The following is a 15,868-nucleotide window of genomic DNA, read 5'->3' as shown; positions in this document are numbered from 1 at the left end:
ATTCGATTAAATCGTTTCATTGTCATTAGAAAAAGTAATGTTGAATGAGTGCTGCAACACCAATAATTAAGAAGACAAGTGCGCCAATTTTATGAATGAGTGAAATTGGAAGTTTTTCTGCAAGTTTATTACCAATAAATACGGCTGGAGCATTCACCAACATTATTCCTAAGGTGGTACCTACAGTTACCCAGCCGATACTGTCAAAACGAGCAGCTAATGCCACAGTCGCTATTTGAGTTTTATCACCAATTTCTGCCAAAAAGAAAAGCACAAAGGTTGCGCCAAAGACACCGTATTTTTGCCACTTATCGATACTTCCAGATTCATCATCTAGCTTATCTGGGATTAACATCCATACGGCCATCCCAATAAATCCTAGAGAAACAATCCACAATAAGACAGTCGGACTAAGAACCGTCGTAATCCACTGCCCGAGTACGGCAGAAACACCATGATTTACCAGTGTCGCGAGAAAAATAGCGATAAGAATAGGAATAGGTTTTCGGAATCGTGCAGAAAGCAGTAGTGCCAGTAATTGGGTCTTATCTCCCATTTCAGATAAAGCAACTACAGCAAGAGAGATTAGGAAAGCAGATATCATAATAATTTCTCTGGCTAGCAATAATTACCAATGATTTATTACTCTTGCTAGCCATAGCAGAGTCATAAATCAAAGGTCTTGCCAACAAAAAGAAATCTATGATCGGAGGATCATTTGGTTCTTTGCTATGATGACCATGCTAGTTTAAGCAATTATGTTGACCATCACCTTTTTACCTGAGGTAAAAAGCGGCTACTCCCCAATGAAGTTTTTTTATTTTAGTAGAATCAAGTGTAGTTTTCAATCATACTTTTTAGATAAATTAAAAGAACTCATTCCTGTTTGATTACGCCGTCTACTCACCGCATATTCCTATAAAAATATTTTAAATATTGATCAGTAACAAAATTGCAAAGTTATGAATATATTTAGCTAGAGGGAAATAATATTAAAAACGATAAACACCCATAAAAAACATTTAAATTCAATAAATTATATAATATTTATTTTTAAATAACGACCATTGCGAACACGCATTGGTCGCATAAGCATGACTTTAATTTCATCCTACTTGGCGCTTTTATCGAAAACAAAAAAAGCTCATATTAAAAGATTATTATTCAACAATCTCAGCCATTCTAAAGAACATGTAATCAATGTGATAAAATATAATTTATTGTTTTTTTTAAAATAAAAATCAAATAATTTTATCTGAGAAGTATAAGGTGTATTATCTTAATTTTAGATACAAAACTGAGCTATAGATTTTTATGTTGGAACATAGCGATATTAATTTACCGATTATTATTATTGGCGCTGGGATAGCAGGAATCGCATGCGCTAAAAAATTACAAGAAAATGGTAAAAAAGTTACCATACTCGAAGCGAGATCTCGCACAGGTGGGCGCATAGATTCATTGCAATCTGATGCTGATGTTTTTGATTTAGGTGCATCATGGATTCATGGCGTTGAAGGTAATCCTATCTGGGAAATTACCCAAGAGAACCATATAGCAACAACTGTATTTAACTATGACAAATCACAATATTTTCATGAAAATGGGTTGTTATTTTCTGACAAAGAAGTCCAAGAGTTTGAATCTTATGTAGAGGAAATAGAAAAGCAACTTTCTCAAACACAAACGCAATCGGCCCTCAAGGCGACTGAAGAAATAATTTCTTCTTTACATTATTCAGGTAATACATTTTCAGAAGATTATCTTAAACAATTATTATTTAACTTTTTCAACCGAATAGCAAATGACCCATTTGCGACAAATCTTGAGCTACTTTCATCAAATTACAAAAATTACGAAGGTTATTTTGATGGTGATGAAGTTATTTTTCCCAATGGCTATGCCCAAGTTATAGACGTGCTTTCAAAAAAAATCGACATTCAATTCAATGTTGATGTAAAAAAAATCATCTGTGAAAATGATTATGTCAAAATTATTGATTCCAATGATAATTTTTACATAGGTTCCCGTGTAGTGGTTACTGTCCCACTTGGAATTTTAAAGAAAAATCATATCGCGTTTGATCCTCCATTACCTCATCACTATACTCAATCTATTCAAGATATTGGATTTGGATCCTTCAATAAAGTATTTTTTGAATTAGAACAACCACTTTCTTTTAGATCCAAAATGCCGATAGACAAGATAAGTGATTTCTATTGGAATGAGCTTGGTTGTTTTAATATTCTAGACTTATCTGGAATTTATAAAAAACCAATTTATTTAATGCTGTTTGGAGGAAAGCAATCTGAGTTTATTGATAATTCAGCGGATAATGAAATATCAAAGTTTATTTTTAGTAACTTGCAGAAACAATTTAACAATATTCCCCATACACCTAAAAAACTCATCGTTACACGTTGGGGTGCCGACCCTTATAGCTATGGTTCTTTTAGTTTTCCCTCACTAAAGCACAGTGAGGATATTGTTAAAGTGTTGCATCAACCAATTCAAGAAAAAATCTTCTTCGCTGGCGAACATTGTAGCTTGAAATATGCGGGTACGGTTCATGGCGCATATTTAAATGGCGATGAAACAGCTCAAAAAATATTAGCTGAAGTTTCAATTATTTAAATCTAATCTCAGCTATGATAAAACCTCCCAAGGGAGGTTTTTATGATGTTGTCTAGAGTTAGGCGCATTGATAATAGACTTCTTTCATAAGTCCTTTTTAAAACCATTAATCAACATAAAAGCACCCTCATCCTAACCTTCTCCCAAAGGGAGAAAGAACTTTCAATACCAATATGATTCACTCCACATGATCATTTTTTGATTTATGAAAGATCTTTAATGCTATTGGCAATTTTTTTGCTCAAAACACTTATAAATTAAAGCGCCAATCACAGCGCCAACAATTGGAGCAACCCAGAAAAGCCATAATTGACTCAGTGCAGCCGTTTCAGCAAACAAAGCCACTGCTGTACTACGTGCAGGATTGACCGAAGTATTGGTGACAGGAATACTGATTAAATGGATCAAAGTTAATGCCAAACCAATAGCAATAGGTGCAAAACCAGCTGGTGCACGTTTATCTGTAGAACCGAGAATTACAATTAAGAAAATAGCAGTTAAGACAATCTCAATTAATAATGCAGAAACTAAAGAATATTTTCCAGGTGATAAATCACCAAAACCATTTGTTGCAAATCCACCCGTACCAGTGAATCCTGCTTGACCTTGCACAATCAAATACAATATAAATGCCGCGAAAATACCACCTACGACTTGAGCGATAATGTATGGTGCTAAGTCTTTTGCATTAAAACGACCACCAACCCATAAACCTATACTTACTGCGGGATTGAAATGTCCACCTGAAATATGACCTAATGCGTAAGCACCAGTCAGTACAGTGAGACCAAACGCGAGTGCAACACCGACAAAACCGATACCCAATTCTGGAAAAGCTGCAGCAAGTACTGCACTACCACACCCTCCAAAGACCAGCCAAAATGTTCCAATAAATTCTGCAAAATATTTATTCATATTCATTACTTTTCTGTTCAATAAATCCAACCGGAATTTAGCAAAATAAGTCACACTTTTAAACAAAAATATGAATTGTTTTACAAAAAACATAAGTAATTGATGAAATGACGAAATTTATAATTTTTATAGAACAAACCCTTCGATTGAAGGGCTTGTTAGACAAATTAAAATTCCAATTCAGAGGGGGAAGAAGGAATGATTTAATAAATCTATTGCTAATTATTAACATGTATATGGATTTATACAATCTTATTTAATAGAACACAGCATTCTAAAAATTTGAAGATAAATCAAAAAGCCCATCTGCGGGTGAACTCTTTAGCCGATTTATGGCAAAGAACTACTTATGATTAAAAAGCTGATCTGTTATCTTTTGATCAACTTTACTTCGATGTCCATTGTCAAAATATCGATCTACATGGCATTGTTTTGTATTTGTATCGCAGAATACTCCATTTGAGAAAGTAAATGCAGAACGATCAAAATCACCTTGTGAGAAAACTTTATTCGCTTTTTGGGTTCCTAAATATTGAGCCGTAAGTGATTTTGATACACCTTTCTTATTTACACAAATATATTGATCACAAATCACACCTTTTTGAGGTGAAACTAAACTTGTGCTGGTTTTAGCAATCGTTGGAAAACTGATGATTAAACAAGCGTAGCTGATGATATTCAATAATCCTTTAGAAATTTTCACTTTTAAACCTGCAAAACAATACAAAAAAATAAAGGAAAATTATAAGATCAATTAGATTTAAGATATACAACAATTATGTTTAAACCTATATAAGAAAACACGTTAGGCTTCTTTTATAAGACATTTTTAAAATGATAAATCAACATAAAAGCCCCTCATCCTCGCCTTCTTTCAAAGTGAGAAGGCGATTTCAATAGCAATATGAATCACTCATTATAAACATTCATTCAGTTTAGAAATAATCTAGAGATATTATGATTAACAGCAGAATTATCGATAAAATCAAATAAGTATTGATATTATTAAAGCTCTTAAGATAATTTAACATTCGTCATTTCCCATAAGAATTTAATAAAATACTATATGGTTGACGGATAGATAAAAGACTAGGAAAAGAAAAGCAGACAAAAAAATACCATCGATAATAAAATTGGTTAAAAATGTTGCACGATGAAATTTAAATAAACTTGTAAAGCTAATAAATTAATAATTTTATATTCAAAAAAACTTAAATCTCAAGTTAAGCTAATAAACAGCTTTAGATGTTTTAAATAAGTTCATTTTAAAAACCAAAATTTAGATTTATAGGCTATATAAACTTTAAATCAGTAGTTCCACTAACTTTTTTCACTTATTTATTTAAAAATTAGCAACTTAAAAATACAGCTAAGTTTTTTTAGATATTGCTTGGAGTTAATTCAATTCATCAAGTTTTAAAAAATAATTCCTTTTGTCAGGCATATCGTTTTTTAAATGCTTTAAAAATATTTTAGCAGTTTCCTCAGATACATCCTCTCTTAGGCAACGTTCAACAAAAGATATATCTACAAATTCATCTGCTAATCCAGCACGACCAAGATCTAAAAAGTAAATTTCACCAGATTTATCTATAAAAATATTACTATCCGTGATATCGCCATGAGAAAAAACCAATCTTTCTTCAACACGAGTCTCATTTAACTCATTCCAAAGACTTATGTAAGTTTTATGGTCTCCCCATAATTCAGCCTCAAAATCATCTTGATCTATCTCGTCAAGGAGTTGGTTATCAATAAAAAATTTTGACTCTTTTAACCGATGATCAATGCTTGAAATAAATGGGCAATCAATAATAGCAACTGCATTTAACTGATTGAGTGTCTCCTTATAGATAGCAAGCAATTCTTGCTCTGTTAAAAAAAGCGCTGAAATTGGTTTTGCATTGATCGCTTTAGTGATCATGAATTCAAACTGCTCATCCTGAAAAGTGATGATGAGTTCAGGCACCTTTAATTTCTCAGAAAGCCAACTCAACATTTTCGCTTCACGAGAGACACTGTATGTGGTCTCTGTATATAAAGTGCTAGATCGCTTAAGAAAAAAAGTTTCATTATTTCGATTAAAAGAATAAACATCCGATGGCGACTGACCAATTTTATTTGGCTCTAAAACGCTGTTTCCAATAAATTGTTGAATGATATTGGGCAATTCCATCAAGTTTTCCTTTTATTCAGCATTAAAAACCCCGCAAATGCGAGGCCTAGTAAATAGATGATCTTAATTTGGTTCACTGTAGCAAAAATATGGCTTATTCCCTATAGATGGTCAATACTTCAAACTATTGTCATCGCCTCTCAATTGCATAAACTGTATTAGTCTTAAAAAGTGGGGTGCAGTATTTCTCGACCGCAAACCTCAGGAATAAGCTAGAGCAGAATATTAGACAGCAGCAAGACCTCAGGATGCAGACAAATCGCGGAGTAGCTGCTCCAAATCCTGTTCGCCTACTTTTGTTTGAGCACCTGCCTGCAAGCCGCCACGAATGAGTTTTTCAGCAGCAGGACGCGCAAACAGACCAGCCCATGCCTGATGCTCTCGCAAGAAGCCTTCGCTTAAATCCGCTGGTGGGATTGCTTTCTTCGCAGCGGCGATGACACCTTCAGATAAAGCAGCAATATTTGTGGCGATGCGATGAACAAAAGCATCTAACTCATTTGCCGGAAGCGCACGATTTACCCAGCCATATCGTTCGGCTAGCAAAGCGTCAATAAGGTCAACACCAAGAATTACCTCTAATGCACGCCCCCGTGTCATACGCTGTGAAAGATATTGAGTACCACCACCACCAGGAATAATCCCCATCAATGCCTCACATTGGGCGAGGCCAGCACGCCCAATAGCAGCAAATGCCATATCCACTGCTGCTACAAATTCAGCACCGCCACCACGCGCCAAGCCTTCGAGCTTAACAATCGTCACTTGCGGCTGTGCCTGAATCATCTCTCCCAAAGCCTGAAATGGATTCAATCCATTAGGTACATCTTTTGCGAACTGGTCAAAAGCGTTTGGCTCATCAATTAAGGTCATGTCTACATGTGCGATGAAAAACTCAGGATCGGCGCTTTGGAACACGATTACACGTGTTTGTGGGTCATCACGTACCTGAGTAAGAAAAGCTCGAATATCACTCATCAATGCAACATCCAATACATTAACTGGTGGATTGTTAATACTGACAGTCGCCACGCCTCGATCATACTCAATGTGAAGTGTGGAATAAGTTGGAATGGTCATCATATACCCTTGATTTTAGCTGTGTGCAATCATGGTATCCTATGTATACTTAGTGTCAATTACGCACCTTAAGCATCCTAAGTATCTTGGAGCATACCTATGAACCCTGATCACGATCCAATCTACCGTGCCGACTGCCCAAGCCGTGCCATTCTCGATCAAATCGCAGACAAATGGTCAATGCTGGTTTTGATGGTGTTACATGAACCACGTCGCTTCAACGCCATCAAACGGCGCCTTGATGGTATTACCCAACGTGTATTGACACAGACACTTCGCAAGTTAGAACGCAATGGTATGGTGACACGCACCGTTATAGATGGGAAAACGCTGGGCGTGGAATATGCCTTGACGCCACTTGGTCAATCACTCAAATTGCCTTTTAACGCGCTCTACGACTGGACCGTCGAGAATATGGACACCATTCAGGTTTGCCAATCTCGCTATGATCAATCTGATGATGCTATTCGCACAGATACCACTCAGGAATCAGGCATAACGTTGAAATAACGTGTGTAGTCGCTAGCTAAAAATATGAGAACTGGGCTTGTTAGTCCAAAATCTGATGAATATGGAAAGATTATTTAGGTTTTAAAACTACCACCTGTTTTGCTTACTTAATTTTGCTTACTTAATTTAGTTCCACTTTCATCTATACAATAAAAAACCACTGCAAAGGTAGTTCATATCTTGAATGAATGACTGTAATCTTTGTCTTTAATTTTCAGTTCTATTGCCTTAGTGGAGTCAATATTTTTGTGACTAATATAGTGAATAACAGCTTTTTTTAAATTTAACTCAAGAAACTCTTCTTATTCATCAATAATATCAGCAAAATTCGCACCCAAAACCTTAGCTAAATCTTGTGGATTAACCCCAATATCCAAGCCCCTTTTCCCACCACTAACATACATTTTACTTAATTGCTGTGCACTTGCATCAATCACCGTTTTTAAACGCTTTTTTTGACCTACAGGACTAATTCCACCAACTAAATATCCAGTTAAACGCTCTGCATCTTTAGGATCAGCCATATGTAGTTTTTTACAAGCAAAGGCACTCGCCACTTTCTTTAAATTTAATTGATGGTTCACTGGAAGGATGGCAACAAAATAGTTTTTATCATCTGTCACCATCAAAGTTTTAAACACTTCTTCAACATTTAAACCTAATTTTTCAGCAGCCTCTAAGCCAAAACTTTTTGCATTTACATCATGTTCATATTCATGAATTGAAAATTCAATTTTATTTGATTTTAAAACTTTGCAAGCAGGCGTCATAGAATAAACAAGATCAAAATTAAGAAGACATTTGAATTATAGGACTATTTATGTAAATTTTAAAATAACAATACAAATTTAAATGATGAAAATTAATACTTGTAAAATCATGGAAAACTTGATTAAAATCCTGTCATATACCTTATATTACTAGAACAATGCCATCAATCTATCAATTAAAACCAGCATTTCAAAACTTACTGCGCCCTTTTGTTCAAAAGCTTTTTAATATCGGAATCACGGCAAATCAAGTCACCTTATTAGCGATGTTTATATCGCTCGGTTTAAGCTTTTTTCTATACCAGTATTATCTGAATCATGCTGTAAATGGGTGGTTATTGCTCTTTCCCTTGTGGATGCTGCTACGAATGGCTTTCAACGCCATCGATGGAATGCTTGCCCGTGAATTTAAACAACAATCCAACTTAGGTGCGTTTTACAATGAGTTGTGTGATGTTATTTCGGACACAGCACTCTATCTATGCTTGATTGCTTTTGGCTTTATTAATGCAAAATTACTGTTATTGATTGCTTTCCTTGCAATTCTAAGTGAATACACTGGTGTAATGGCGCCACTGATTGGGCAAGAACGTCGTTATGACGGTCCAATGGGAAAAAGTGACCGTGCATTTTGGTTTAGTTTAATCACAGTCGTGATTGTCGCCTTGCCATTATTCACTACAAATTTACAACTTCTCGGCTTAATCTGTAATGGCATACTCATTTTAATTGGTCTGCTGCTTAGTTTAACCATCTATAACCGAATTAAAAATAGCTTAAAAACAGCTTTATAAAACAGTTTCATATTTAGGGTAAATTCGTATGTATAACAACAGTCATCACACCTTTAAGAGTCATGATGGAACAGAATTGTTTTATCAACATTGGGCAACCAACTCACCGAGCGAAACAAAAAAAGCCATTCTTCTGTTTCATCGTGGGCATGAACATTCAGGACGTATGGCGCATTTGGTCAAGGAACTCAATTTAAGTGATTTTGATTTCTTTGCATGGGATGCCCGCGGTCACGGTGATTCCCCTGGTGAACGTGGTGATGCACCTAGCTTCTCAGCATGTGTAAAAGATATTCAATATTTTGTCCAACATATTGAAGAAAACTATGGTATCGATGCCAAGAATATTGCTGTAGTTGCACAAAGTGTAGGTGCGGTATTGGCCGCTACATGGGTACACGATTATGCACCTAAAATTCGCGCCTTGTGTCTCGCTTCCCCTGCTTTTGATATTAAGCTTTATGTGCCATTTGCCGAACCTAGTTTAAGAGTTATGGAAAAAATTCGCGGTAATTTTTTCATCCAAAGTTATGTTAAAGCCAAAATGCTGACCCATGATGAAGAACGTGCTCAAAGCTATGATACCGATCCTAAAATTGCTAAAGCCATTTCGGTGAGAATGTTGCTTGGACTTTATGATGCCTCAAAGCGTATTGTTGCAGATTCACAAAATATCTTTGTGCCGACTCAAGTGTTATGCTCAGGTTCAGATTTTGTGGTTTTTCAAAAACCGCAACGTGAGTTTTACCAAAAGCTTCCGCATCCTAAAAAAGAATTACATATTTTAGATGGCTTCTTTCACGATACTTTAGGTGAAAAAGATCGCCATATAGCAACAGAGAAAATACGCCGATTTATCCAGCAATGCTTTGCGGTTGAATATCAAGCTCCAGACGTTTTAAATGCGGACAAAATTGGTCCAAGTTGTGCTATCGCTGAAGATCTCAGTTCACCTTTACCCGCTAAATCAATGAAAAATGCATTTTGGGAAATCACCAAAAAGAATCTAAAAATTGGTAGCCATTTATCTAAAGGCTTAAAAATTGGTGAAGACACAGGCTATGACTCTGGAAGTACTTTAGATTTTGTCTATCGTAATCAATCTGAAAGTTCCAATCCTATTGGCAAAATCATTGACCGCCAGTATTTAAATGCGATTGGTTGGCGTGGGATCCGTGTCCGCAAACAGAACATTGAACATTTGGTTCAGAAATATGCGGATATTCTGATTAAAAAACGCAAGCCATTGAGAATTATGGATATTGCATCTGGTCATGGACGTTATATTTTAGATGCTGTGGTTCAACTACCAAAACGACCAGATTCGATTTTATTGCGTGATTATAGTGATATCAATGTACAAGCTGGTCAGCAAATGATTGCAGCACGTGGACTCAATGACATTGCTGAATTTGTTCAAGCAGATGCATTTGATACGCAGTCTTTGGCCTCTGTTAAACCAAAACCATCACTTGCCGTAGTTTCGGGTTTATACGAGTTATTTGCAGACAATGATTTGCTACGTCAATCACTTGAAGGCTTAAGTAAAGCAATCCTTAAAGATGGTTATTTGATTTATACTGGTCAGATTTGGCACCCACAGCAAGAGTTTATTGCGCGTGCACTAACCTCACATCGTGAAGGTGATGCATGGGTAATGCGTTTACGCTCACAAGCGGAAATGGACGCACTTGTTGAAGCTGCTGGCTTTAAAAAGGTCGACCAATGTATTGATGAGTTTGGAATATTTACCGTCTCAGTCGCACAAAAGCTATAAAATTTCTGCTATCACAGTTGGTGACTTGATATAAATCAATCTAAGTCACCAATTTTTTAATTTAAATAGAATAAAAATCTACGGATGTTTTATGCAAACACTCATCAAAGAAACTGGGACATGGAAATGGGGCGTACTTTGCTTAGTTTTTCTTGCGCCTTTCTTTTTCCTCACTTATGGCTTTGCAAATCAATATGCATCAGGTCTGAGTGATGTTCCAAGTATTGTCTTTGCTTGGGAAAAGCATATTCCACTTTGGGCTTGGACGATTGTGCCATATTGGTCAATTGACCTGTTTTATGGTCTCTCCTTATTGCTTTGTTGGAACAAGTTTGAGCTTAAACAACAAGCGCTTAGGCTATTTTTAGCGCAAGTTATTTCGATTAGTTGCTTCTTACTGTTTCCTTTAAAGTTTAGCTTTGAACGCCCACCTTTAGATGGTTTTTTCGGTCTATGGTTTGATGTCCTCATGGGCTTCGATAAACCCTTTAACCAAGCGCCCTCATTACATATTGTTCTGTTGATTATCCTTTGGGATTTCTATCGTCGCCATGTACAAGGTACGTGGAAATATTTGGTCGATTTTTGGTGTGTGCTGATTGGAATCTCTGTACTCACCACATGGCAGCATCATTTTATTGACCTTCCTACAGGAATACTGGTTGGTGCTTTATGCTTATGGTTATTTCCAATTTCAGTAAAATCCCCATTCAGAAAAGATGGACTGCAACTGTTAACAGCAAAACATTTAAAGCTTGGCAGTTATTACCTATGTGGTTCAGTAATTTTCTTTATCTTAGCTTATGAGTTTAGATCATGGGGACTGTGGTTAATTTACCCTGCTGTGAGCCTGTTTATCGTTGCACATAGCTATAGTTTTGTACGTCCACATTTTTTTCAAAAACAAGAAAATGGCAAAATGACGGTTGCAGCACAAATACTGCTTGCGCCTTATTTAATCTTTGCTTGGCTTAATAGTCGTGTTTGGACCAAAAAACATCCCGAAGATTCTTTCATCATTCAACATGAACTTAAAAAAATCTATATTGGAAGAATTCCAACACAACAAGATCACCACCAATACAATGCAATATTTGATTGTGTTGCTGAGTTACCCTTAAACCAAGCAACGGCATATCAGCAATATCTCAGTCTAGATCTGATTCCATTACAAGCCAATCAGCTTGAGTTAGCCGTAGCACGATTAAATGATTTGATGTCAAAGCTTGAAGCAAGCTCTACCCAAAATATTCTGATTTTTTGTGCCTTAGGTTATTCAAGAAGTAGCGCTGTACTCACCGCTTGGCTGATTCAACAAAACCAAGATGCCAATATTGATGAAATGGTAAACATTATTCGTAAAGCTCGCCCTTGGGTGGTATTAAAACAAGCCCAATTGGAAGAATTAGAAATTTACCATCTAAAACTGAAAGGTTTAGCGCCATGAAAATGAATTTTTATGTGGTTGCGCAACTGTTGTCTGCAACCACAGCTATATTACTTTCAGGTTATTTGGCTTTTGCCTTATCTATTTTTGCCATCCTGTTCAAAGGCTGGCAATCATTTGAGTTTTGGACGTTCATTGTCATTACATTGTTATTATCTGGGCTTCATCACTACCTCTCATTTAGAGTTAAGTTTGATGCTCAACTCATTAAAATGATTGCACGAGAATCCCAAACTGAATCTATTGAAAACTTAACCCTGCAATTTGATCAAACCCTAATGAGTATGAAATTGATGCCCGCATCCAAAGCAGGTCGTGATTGGTCACAGCGTTTTGCAGGATGTTTTAAACTTTTAAAACTTCAAATTGCTTTATTATTGATACAATATCTGGTTTTAATGATTTTGATTTCTAGAATTATTTAAAGCGATTTTAACCTCAACTGATACAGTTTTAGCTGATATATTCAATTGTTATCGTATGATGGTTTTAATCATCTTAAATCAAGAAAATTCTCAGCTTCTCAGCAGTGAAGATCTTGAAATGCAATAAAATTCTTCTATGATTCAAAAAATAGAAATTATAAATTTGTAAAAGGAGACCAAGCTTTTTACTTTTTATTCAAAACCAAGTTTGGTTATATTTTTATTTTAATCACTTAAAAAGTAGAATTTTATACTTTAATCATCTTATTATACAGCTTGCCCCACAATAAAATGCTTCAATATCAATCGGCTTAGAGAATGAATCAACTACCTGAACAACGTTCCGAACAAGATAAAAAGTCATACAATAAACCGTCTTTAGAGCAGAAGACTCAACACTTAGATTCATCTAATGGAAATTTAGCATCACACTCTATTGCTCGCTTTATCGCATTTTTGACACGCCGTGGCGCAAGACTCTTAACTGGTGCTCGTAGCTTATGGGTTGGTTGTCAGCCTGAGATGAAACAACGTATTTACTATGCCAATCACAATAGTCATATCGACTTTATCTTATTGTGGTCTTCACTTCCCAAACTGATGCGTCGTAAAACTAAACCTGTTGCTGCTTCAGATTATTGGCTGAAAGATGGTTTTAGACAATTTTTAATTAAAGACACCTTTAATGGTGTCACGATTCAACGTAATCGCAAAGATAATGCAGACCCTTTACAACCTGTGAAAGACGCTCTTGCTCAGGGTTATTCCATTATTTTCTTTCCTGAAGGTACTCGAAATCTCGATGATGATCTCGAGCTATTACCTTTTAAAAGTGGCCTCTATAACTTACATAAACAATTTCCTGAGATTGAGATTGTCCCTGTTTGGATTTCAAATCTAAGACGTGTCATGCCAAAAGGTTCTTTTGTTCCTTTGCCTTTACTGTCTACCGTATGCTTTGGCTTTCCTTTAGAACAACATTTAGAAATGGATAAAGCCACATTTATAGATTATGCACAGAAGCAGCTATTACAATTAAAAGAGGTTGAGAATCAATGATTTTAGATAATCTGAATAAAACCTATCTTTTATTTGGTATTTTTGCGGGAATTTTAGTTTTTGCATCTAGTGTGGGCTTTATTCTCAAGCAAAAAGCTGGGCAAAAACCCTCATCAGTGATTGATAATTTAAACGCACGAATCAATGCTTGGTGGGTGATGTTGATCGTCATTGGCGCAGCCATCCTATTGGGTCAAACTGCATTTATTATCTTATTTGGGATTATTTCCCTGTTTGCTCTACGAGAATTTACCAGTCTATTGCCGACACGGCGTGGTGATTATTTCCCTTTACTTATCGCCTTTTATTTTGTTATTCCCTATCAATATTATTTGATCTATATCGACTGGTACGGCTTATATTCAATTTTTATTCCACTTTATGTATTTTTACTGATTCCGATTGCCAGTTTAAAACAAGAAGATACCAAACACTTCCTTGAACGTAGTTCTAAAATTCAATGGGGACTCATGGTCTGTGTTTTCTGTATTTCCCATGTTCCTGCATTACTCAATTTAAAACTAAATGGTTTTAAAGGTGAACCGATTTGGTTAGCAATCTGGCTGATTATGGTCGTTCAAGCATCCGATGTTTTGCAATATGTCTGTGGTAAGCTTTTTGGAAAGCACAAGGTTGCACCTGTCTTGTCACCATCAAAAACAGTTGAAGGCTTAGTGGGTGGTATTGTTTTAGCCACAGCTTTAGGTGTCGCTATGGCATGGCTCACTCCATTTAGCTATCTACAAGCTGCATTGATAGGGCTGGTTGTTTGTATCTTTGGCTTTTTCGGTGGTTTGGTGATGTCTGCCATCAAACGTGACCGTGGTGTCAAAGATTGGGGGCAGTTGATTCATGGTCATGGTGGGATGTTAGATCGGATTGATTCGATCTGCTTTTCTGCACCTATCTTCTTTCATATTTTAAGATATTGGTGGAGTTAGTGAATAAACATGATTGTGAGAGATATAGATGAATTACAAAATAATATTTACAATGCTCTGTGTAGGTTTGGGTCTGCAAGGGTGCAGTTTATTTAATCAGTCTGAATGTAATAATCAACAAGTGACTGATCGTGTAAAAAAACTCTACTCAAGTCAGGTAAATATCAGTTTTGGATCAAAATTAAATCAACTTACTCAACAATTTAATCCAAATGCAAACAAAACAACAAAAACCATACCTTCTATAGAAGGAATCACTTTAACTAAAATAAAGCGATTAAATCTGGAAAAATTACAGGCTGATAAAGACAATCAGGATTCACAAAATCTAATCGATTTGATTACTGATCGTTTTGAAGGTGCACAATATATTTGCCAAGGTGTAATTCAACAAGAGATTAGCACCAATGTACTTGCAGATATGACCAAAGAACTTTTAGATAAAGACTCAAATGTGATTGAAGGAAATAAATTAAATATTCCAGTAATTTATGCTCTGTACCAGCACAATGGAAATCAACAATTTGAAGTCCAATATACTGCTCAGAATCCATTGCATTTAATGTTGGCAATAATGTTACAGAAAAAACAAGCAAAAATGACGAAATAACGCCTAAATAGCAAGCAACCAACAGCTTAAGATACAAATCACGAATAAATCTACCAATTTTCATAGATTGACAGGTTTAAATCAGCTACTTAACATCAGGGCAATCTTGGATACATAGCATTGGTTTTATTTTGGATTTTCAGTATCAGTTAAAAATAATTTCTACAGTGGGCTTAACACTTGCGATCACAGCATGTTCGTCTTTGGGTGGCGGCTCTGTGCAAAAACGTGCTGCTAAACTTTCGACTGGAATCCAAAAAGCCTATTCTGTCTCTCCCGATGTTGCCAATCGTGTATCCCCAATGATTGTACAAAGCGCAGATCAATATGATGTAGATCCTTTACTGATCGCAGCAACCATCCGTCAAGAATCGAGTTATCGGAGTTATGTCACCTCTCCATCTGGTGCTGTTGGGCTTACCCAAATCATGCCGCGTTATTGGCAACAAGCTTGCCCTGGTGATTTGTTTGATGAATATACCAATGTACGCTGTGGCACCATGATCTTGGCAAAATATAATCAAAGTGCAGGAAGCTGGAAAAAGGCCTTAGCCTACTACAATGTTGGACCCACAAATTACCAAACAAATCGTAAAATGAAACGTCAAGGTAAACGATACGCGAAACAAGTCAAACAACATGAAAAACAGTTAAAGTCTTCATTATAAATTTTAAGAATAGAAACTGAATATCAATAAAATAAACCCACTCTTGCTGATACTTGAGCGGG

At 36.0% G+C, this 15,868-nt stretch carries 16 protein-coding genes and 1 riboswitch; of the genes, 10 read left to right on the top strand and 6 right to left on the bottom strand.

Translation table 11 applies throughout. The features are described 5' to 3' along the window. Positions 1–25: 25 nt before the first annotated feature. Positions 26–601, bottom strand: coding sequence for a TMEM165/GDT1 family protein (locus ACQ7EO_RS10260; protein ID WP_171066908.1), 576 nt, complete (start codon positions 599–601; stop codon positions 26–28). A gap of 70 nt (positions 602–671) precedes the next feature. Continuing rightward, positions 672–817, bottom strand: a riboswitch (yybP-ykoY riboswitch). A gap of 497 nt (positions 818–1,314) precedes the next feature. On the opposite strand from ACQ7EO_RS10260, the gene ACQ7EO_RS10255 reads away from it, so the two are divergent. Next, complete coding sequence (locus ACQ7EO_RS10255) at positions 1,315–2,634, top strand: NAD(P)/FAD-dependent oxidoreductase (RefSeq protein WP_434279522.1); 1,320 nt, start codon at positions 1,315–1,317, stop codon at positions 2,632–2,634. Between the two features lie 222 nt (positions 2,635–2,856). On the opposite strand, the gene aqpZ is transcribed toward ACQ7EO_RS10255, so the two are convergent. The 4 genes from aqpZ to ACQ7EO_RS10235 all read right to left on the bottom strand — a co-directional run bounded on the left by aqpZ (position 2,857) and on the right by ACQ7EO_RS10235 (position 6,805). Next, the gene (gene aqpZ / locus ACQ7EO_RS10250; protein WP_434279521.1) at positions 2,857–3,549 is read right to left on the bottom strand and encodes an aquaporin Z; all 693 of its coding nucleotides are present in this window, start codon (positions 3,547–3,549) and stop codon (positions 2,857–2,859) included. A 343-nt stretch (positions 3,550–3,892) separates the two neighbouring features. Further along, entirely contained in the window at positions 3,893–4,204 is a 312-nt protein-coding gene (locus ACQ7EO_RS10245) for a YcgJ family protein (protein WP_434279609.1), read from the bottom strand. Positions 4,205–4,945: 741 nt separating this feature from the next. Continuing rightward, positions 4,946–5,725 carry an APH(3')-VI family aminoglycoside O-phosphotransferase gene (locus ACQ7EO_RS10240; protein WP_434279520.1) on the bottom strand — a complete coding sequence of 260 codons (780 nt, stop codon included), beginning with the start codon at positions 5,723–5,725 and terminating at the stop codon, positions 4,946–4,948. Positions 5,726–5,968: 243 nt separating this feature from the next. Next, complete coding sequence (locus ACQ7EO_RS10235) at positions 5,969–6,805, bottom strand: enoyl-CoA hydratase/isomerase family protein (protein ID WP_434279519.1); 837 nt, start codon at positions 6,803–6,805, stop codon at positions 5,969–5,971. Positions 6,806–6,904: 99 nt separating this feature from the next. Between ACQ7EO_RS10235 and ACQ7EO_RS10230 the strand changes: the two genes are divergently transcribed. After that, positions 6,905–7,315: a winged helix-turn-helix transcriptional regulator gene (locus ACQ7EO_RS10230; RefSeq protein WP_140967324.1), complete on the top strand. Its 411-nt coding sequence runs from the start codon at positions 6,905–6,907 to the stop codon at positions 7,313–7,315. Positions 7,316–7,617: 302 nt separating this feature from the next. On the opposite strand, the gene ybaK is transcribed toward ACQ7EO_RS10230, so the two are convergent. Next, the gene (ybaK, locus tag ACQ7EO_RS10225; RefSeq protein ID WP_434279518.1) at positions 7,618–8,085 is read right to left on the bottom strand and encodes a Cys-tRNA(Pro) deacylase; all 468 of its coding nucleotides are present in this window, start codon (positions 8,083–8,085) and stop codon (positions 7,618–7,620) included. A gap of 158 nt (positions 8,086–8,243) precedes the next feature. Here ybaK and ACQ7EO_RS10220 point away from each other — a divergent pair, with 158 nt between their 5' ends. The 8 genes from ACQ7EO_RS10220 (at position 8,244) to ACQ7EO_RS10185 (ending at position 15,806) form a co-directional block, all read left to right on the top strand. Further along, entirely contained in the window at positions 8,244–8,879 is a 636-nt protein-coding gene (locus ACQ7EO_RS10220) for a CDP-alcohol phosphatidyltransferase family protein (protein ID WP_004719997.1), read from the top strand. A 28-nt stretch (positions 8,880–8,907) separates the two neighbouring features. Beyond that, positions 8,908–10,656, top strand: a complete 1,749-nt coding sequence (locus ACQ7EO_RS10215; protein WP_004821798.1) for a bifunctional alpha/beta hydrolase/class I SAM-dependent methyltransferase — start codon at positions 8,908–8,910, stop codon at positions 10,654–10,656. A 91-nt stretch (positions 10,657–10,747) separates the two neighbouring features. Further along, on the top strand, positions 10,748–12,103 hold the full coding sequence (locus ACQ7EO_RS10210) for a phosphatase PAP2/dual specificity phosphatase family protein (RefSeq protein WP_434279517.1): 1,356 nt from the start codon (positions 10,748–10,750) through the stop codon (positions 12,101–12,103). Beyond that, positions 12,100–12,528 (top strand): hypothetical protein, encoded by a 429-nt coding sequence (locus ACQ7EO_RS10205; RefSeq protein WP_056511452.1) that lies wholly within the window; start codon positions 12,100–12,102, stop codon positions 12,526–12,528. The genes ACQ7EO_RS10210 and ACQ7EO_RS10205 overlap by 4 nt, the downstream gene beginning before the upstream one ends. Before the next feature lie 318 nt (positions 12,529–12,846). Beyond that, positions 12,847–13,587, top strand: coding sequence for a lysophospholipid acyltransferase family protein (locus ACQ7EO_RS10200; RefSeq protein ID WP_434279516.1), 741 nt, complete (start codon positions 12,847–12,849; stop codon positions 13,585–13,587). Further along, the gene (locus tag ACQ7EO_RS10195; RefSeq protein WP_004719987.1) at positions 13,584–14,528 is read left to right on the top strand and encodes a phosphatidate cytidylyltransferase; all 945 of its coding nucleotides are present in this window, start codon (positions 13,584–13,586) and stop codon (positions 14,526–14,528) included. Before ACQ7EO_RS10200 ends, ACQ7EO_RS10195 begins: the two co-directional genes overlap by 4 nt. Before the next feature lie 28 nt (positions 14,529–14,556). Then, a complete protein-coding gene (locus tag ACQ7EO_RS10190; protein WP_434279515.1) occupies positions 14,557–15,138 on the top strand; it encodes a hypothetical protein in 582 nt (193 codons plus the stop codon). Positions 15,139–15,269: 131 nt separating this feature from the next. Next, positions 15,270–15,806 (top strand): lytic transglycosylase domain-containing protein, encoded by a 537-nt coding sequence (locus ACQ7EO_RS10185; protein ID WP_434279514.1) that lies wholly within the window; start codon positions 15,270–15,272, stop codon positions 15,804–15,806. Positions 15,807–15,868 lie beyond the last annotated feature (62 nt).

The organism is Acinetobacter sp. CE-15, from assembly GCF_051059255.1.
In the GTDB taxonomy this organism is placed as follows: domain Bacteria; phylum Pseudomonadota; class Gammaproteobacteria; order Pseudomonadales; family Moraxellaceae; genus Acinetobacter; species Acinetobacter guillouiae.
Note: the sequence above shows the minus strand (reverse complement) of the source record. Positions and strands in the feature narration are given on the sequence as shown.

Excerpts from the sequence above, each read along its gene's own strand:
- ACQ7EO_RS10255 (WP_434279522.1), top strand. The coding sequence starts at position 1,315 with ATGTTGGAACATAGCGATATTAATTTACCGATTATTATTATTGGCGCT.
- aqpZ (WP_434279521.1), bottom strand. The coding sequence starts at position 3,549 with ATGAATAAATATTTTGCAGAATTTATTGGAACATTTTGGCTGGTCTTT.
- ACQ7EO_RS10240 (WP_434279520.1), bottom strand. The coding sequence starts at position 5,725 with ATGGAATTGCCCAATATCATTCAACAATTTATTGGAAACAGCGTTTTA.
- ACQ7EO_RS10235 (WP_434279519.1), bottom strand. The coding sequence starts at position 6,805 with ATGACCATTCCAACTTATTCCACACTTCACATTGAGTATGATCGAGGC.
- ACQ7EO_RS10230 (WP_140967324.1), top strand. The coding sequence starts at position 6,905 with ATGAACCCTGATCACGATCCAATCTACCGTGCCGACTGCCCAAGCCGT.
- ybaK (WP_434279518.1), bottom strand. The coding sequence starts at position 8,085 with ATGACGCCTGCTTGCAAAGTTTTAAAATCAAATAAAATTGAATTTTCA.
- ACQ7EO_RS10220 (WP_004719997.1), top strand. The coding sequence starts at position 8,244 with ATGCCATCAATCTATCAATTAAAACCAGCATTTCAAAACTTACTGCGC.
- ACQ7EO_RS10215 (WP_004821798.1), top strand. The coding sequence starts at position 8,908 with ATGTATAACAACAGTCATCACACCTTTAAGAGTCATGATGGAACAGAA.
- ACQ7EO_RS10210 (WP_434279517.1), top strand. The coding sequence starts at position 10,748 with ATGCAAACACTCATCAAAGAAACTGGGACATGGAAATGGGGCGTACTT.
- ACQ7EO_RS10205 (WP_056511452.1), top strand. The coding sequence starts at position 12,100 with ATGAAAATGAATTTTTATGTGGTTGCGCAACTGTTGTCTGCAACCACA.
- ACQ7EO_RS10200 (WP_434279516.1), top strand. The coding sequence starts at position 12,847 with ATGAATCAACTACCTGAACAACGTTCCGAACAAGATAAAAAGTCATAC.
- ACQ7EO_RS10195 (WP_004719987.1), top strand. The coding sequence starts at position 13,584 with ATGATTTTAGATAATCTGAATAAAACCTATCTTTTATTTGGTATTTTT.
- ACQ7EO_RS10190 (WP_434279515.1), top strand. The coding sequence starts at position 14,557 with ATGAATTACAAAATAATATTTACAATGCTCTGTGTAGGTTTGGGTCTG.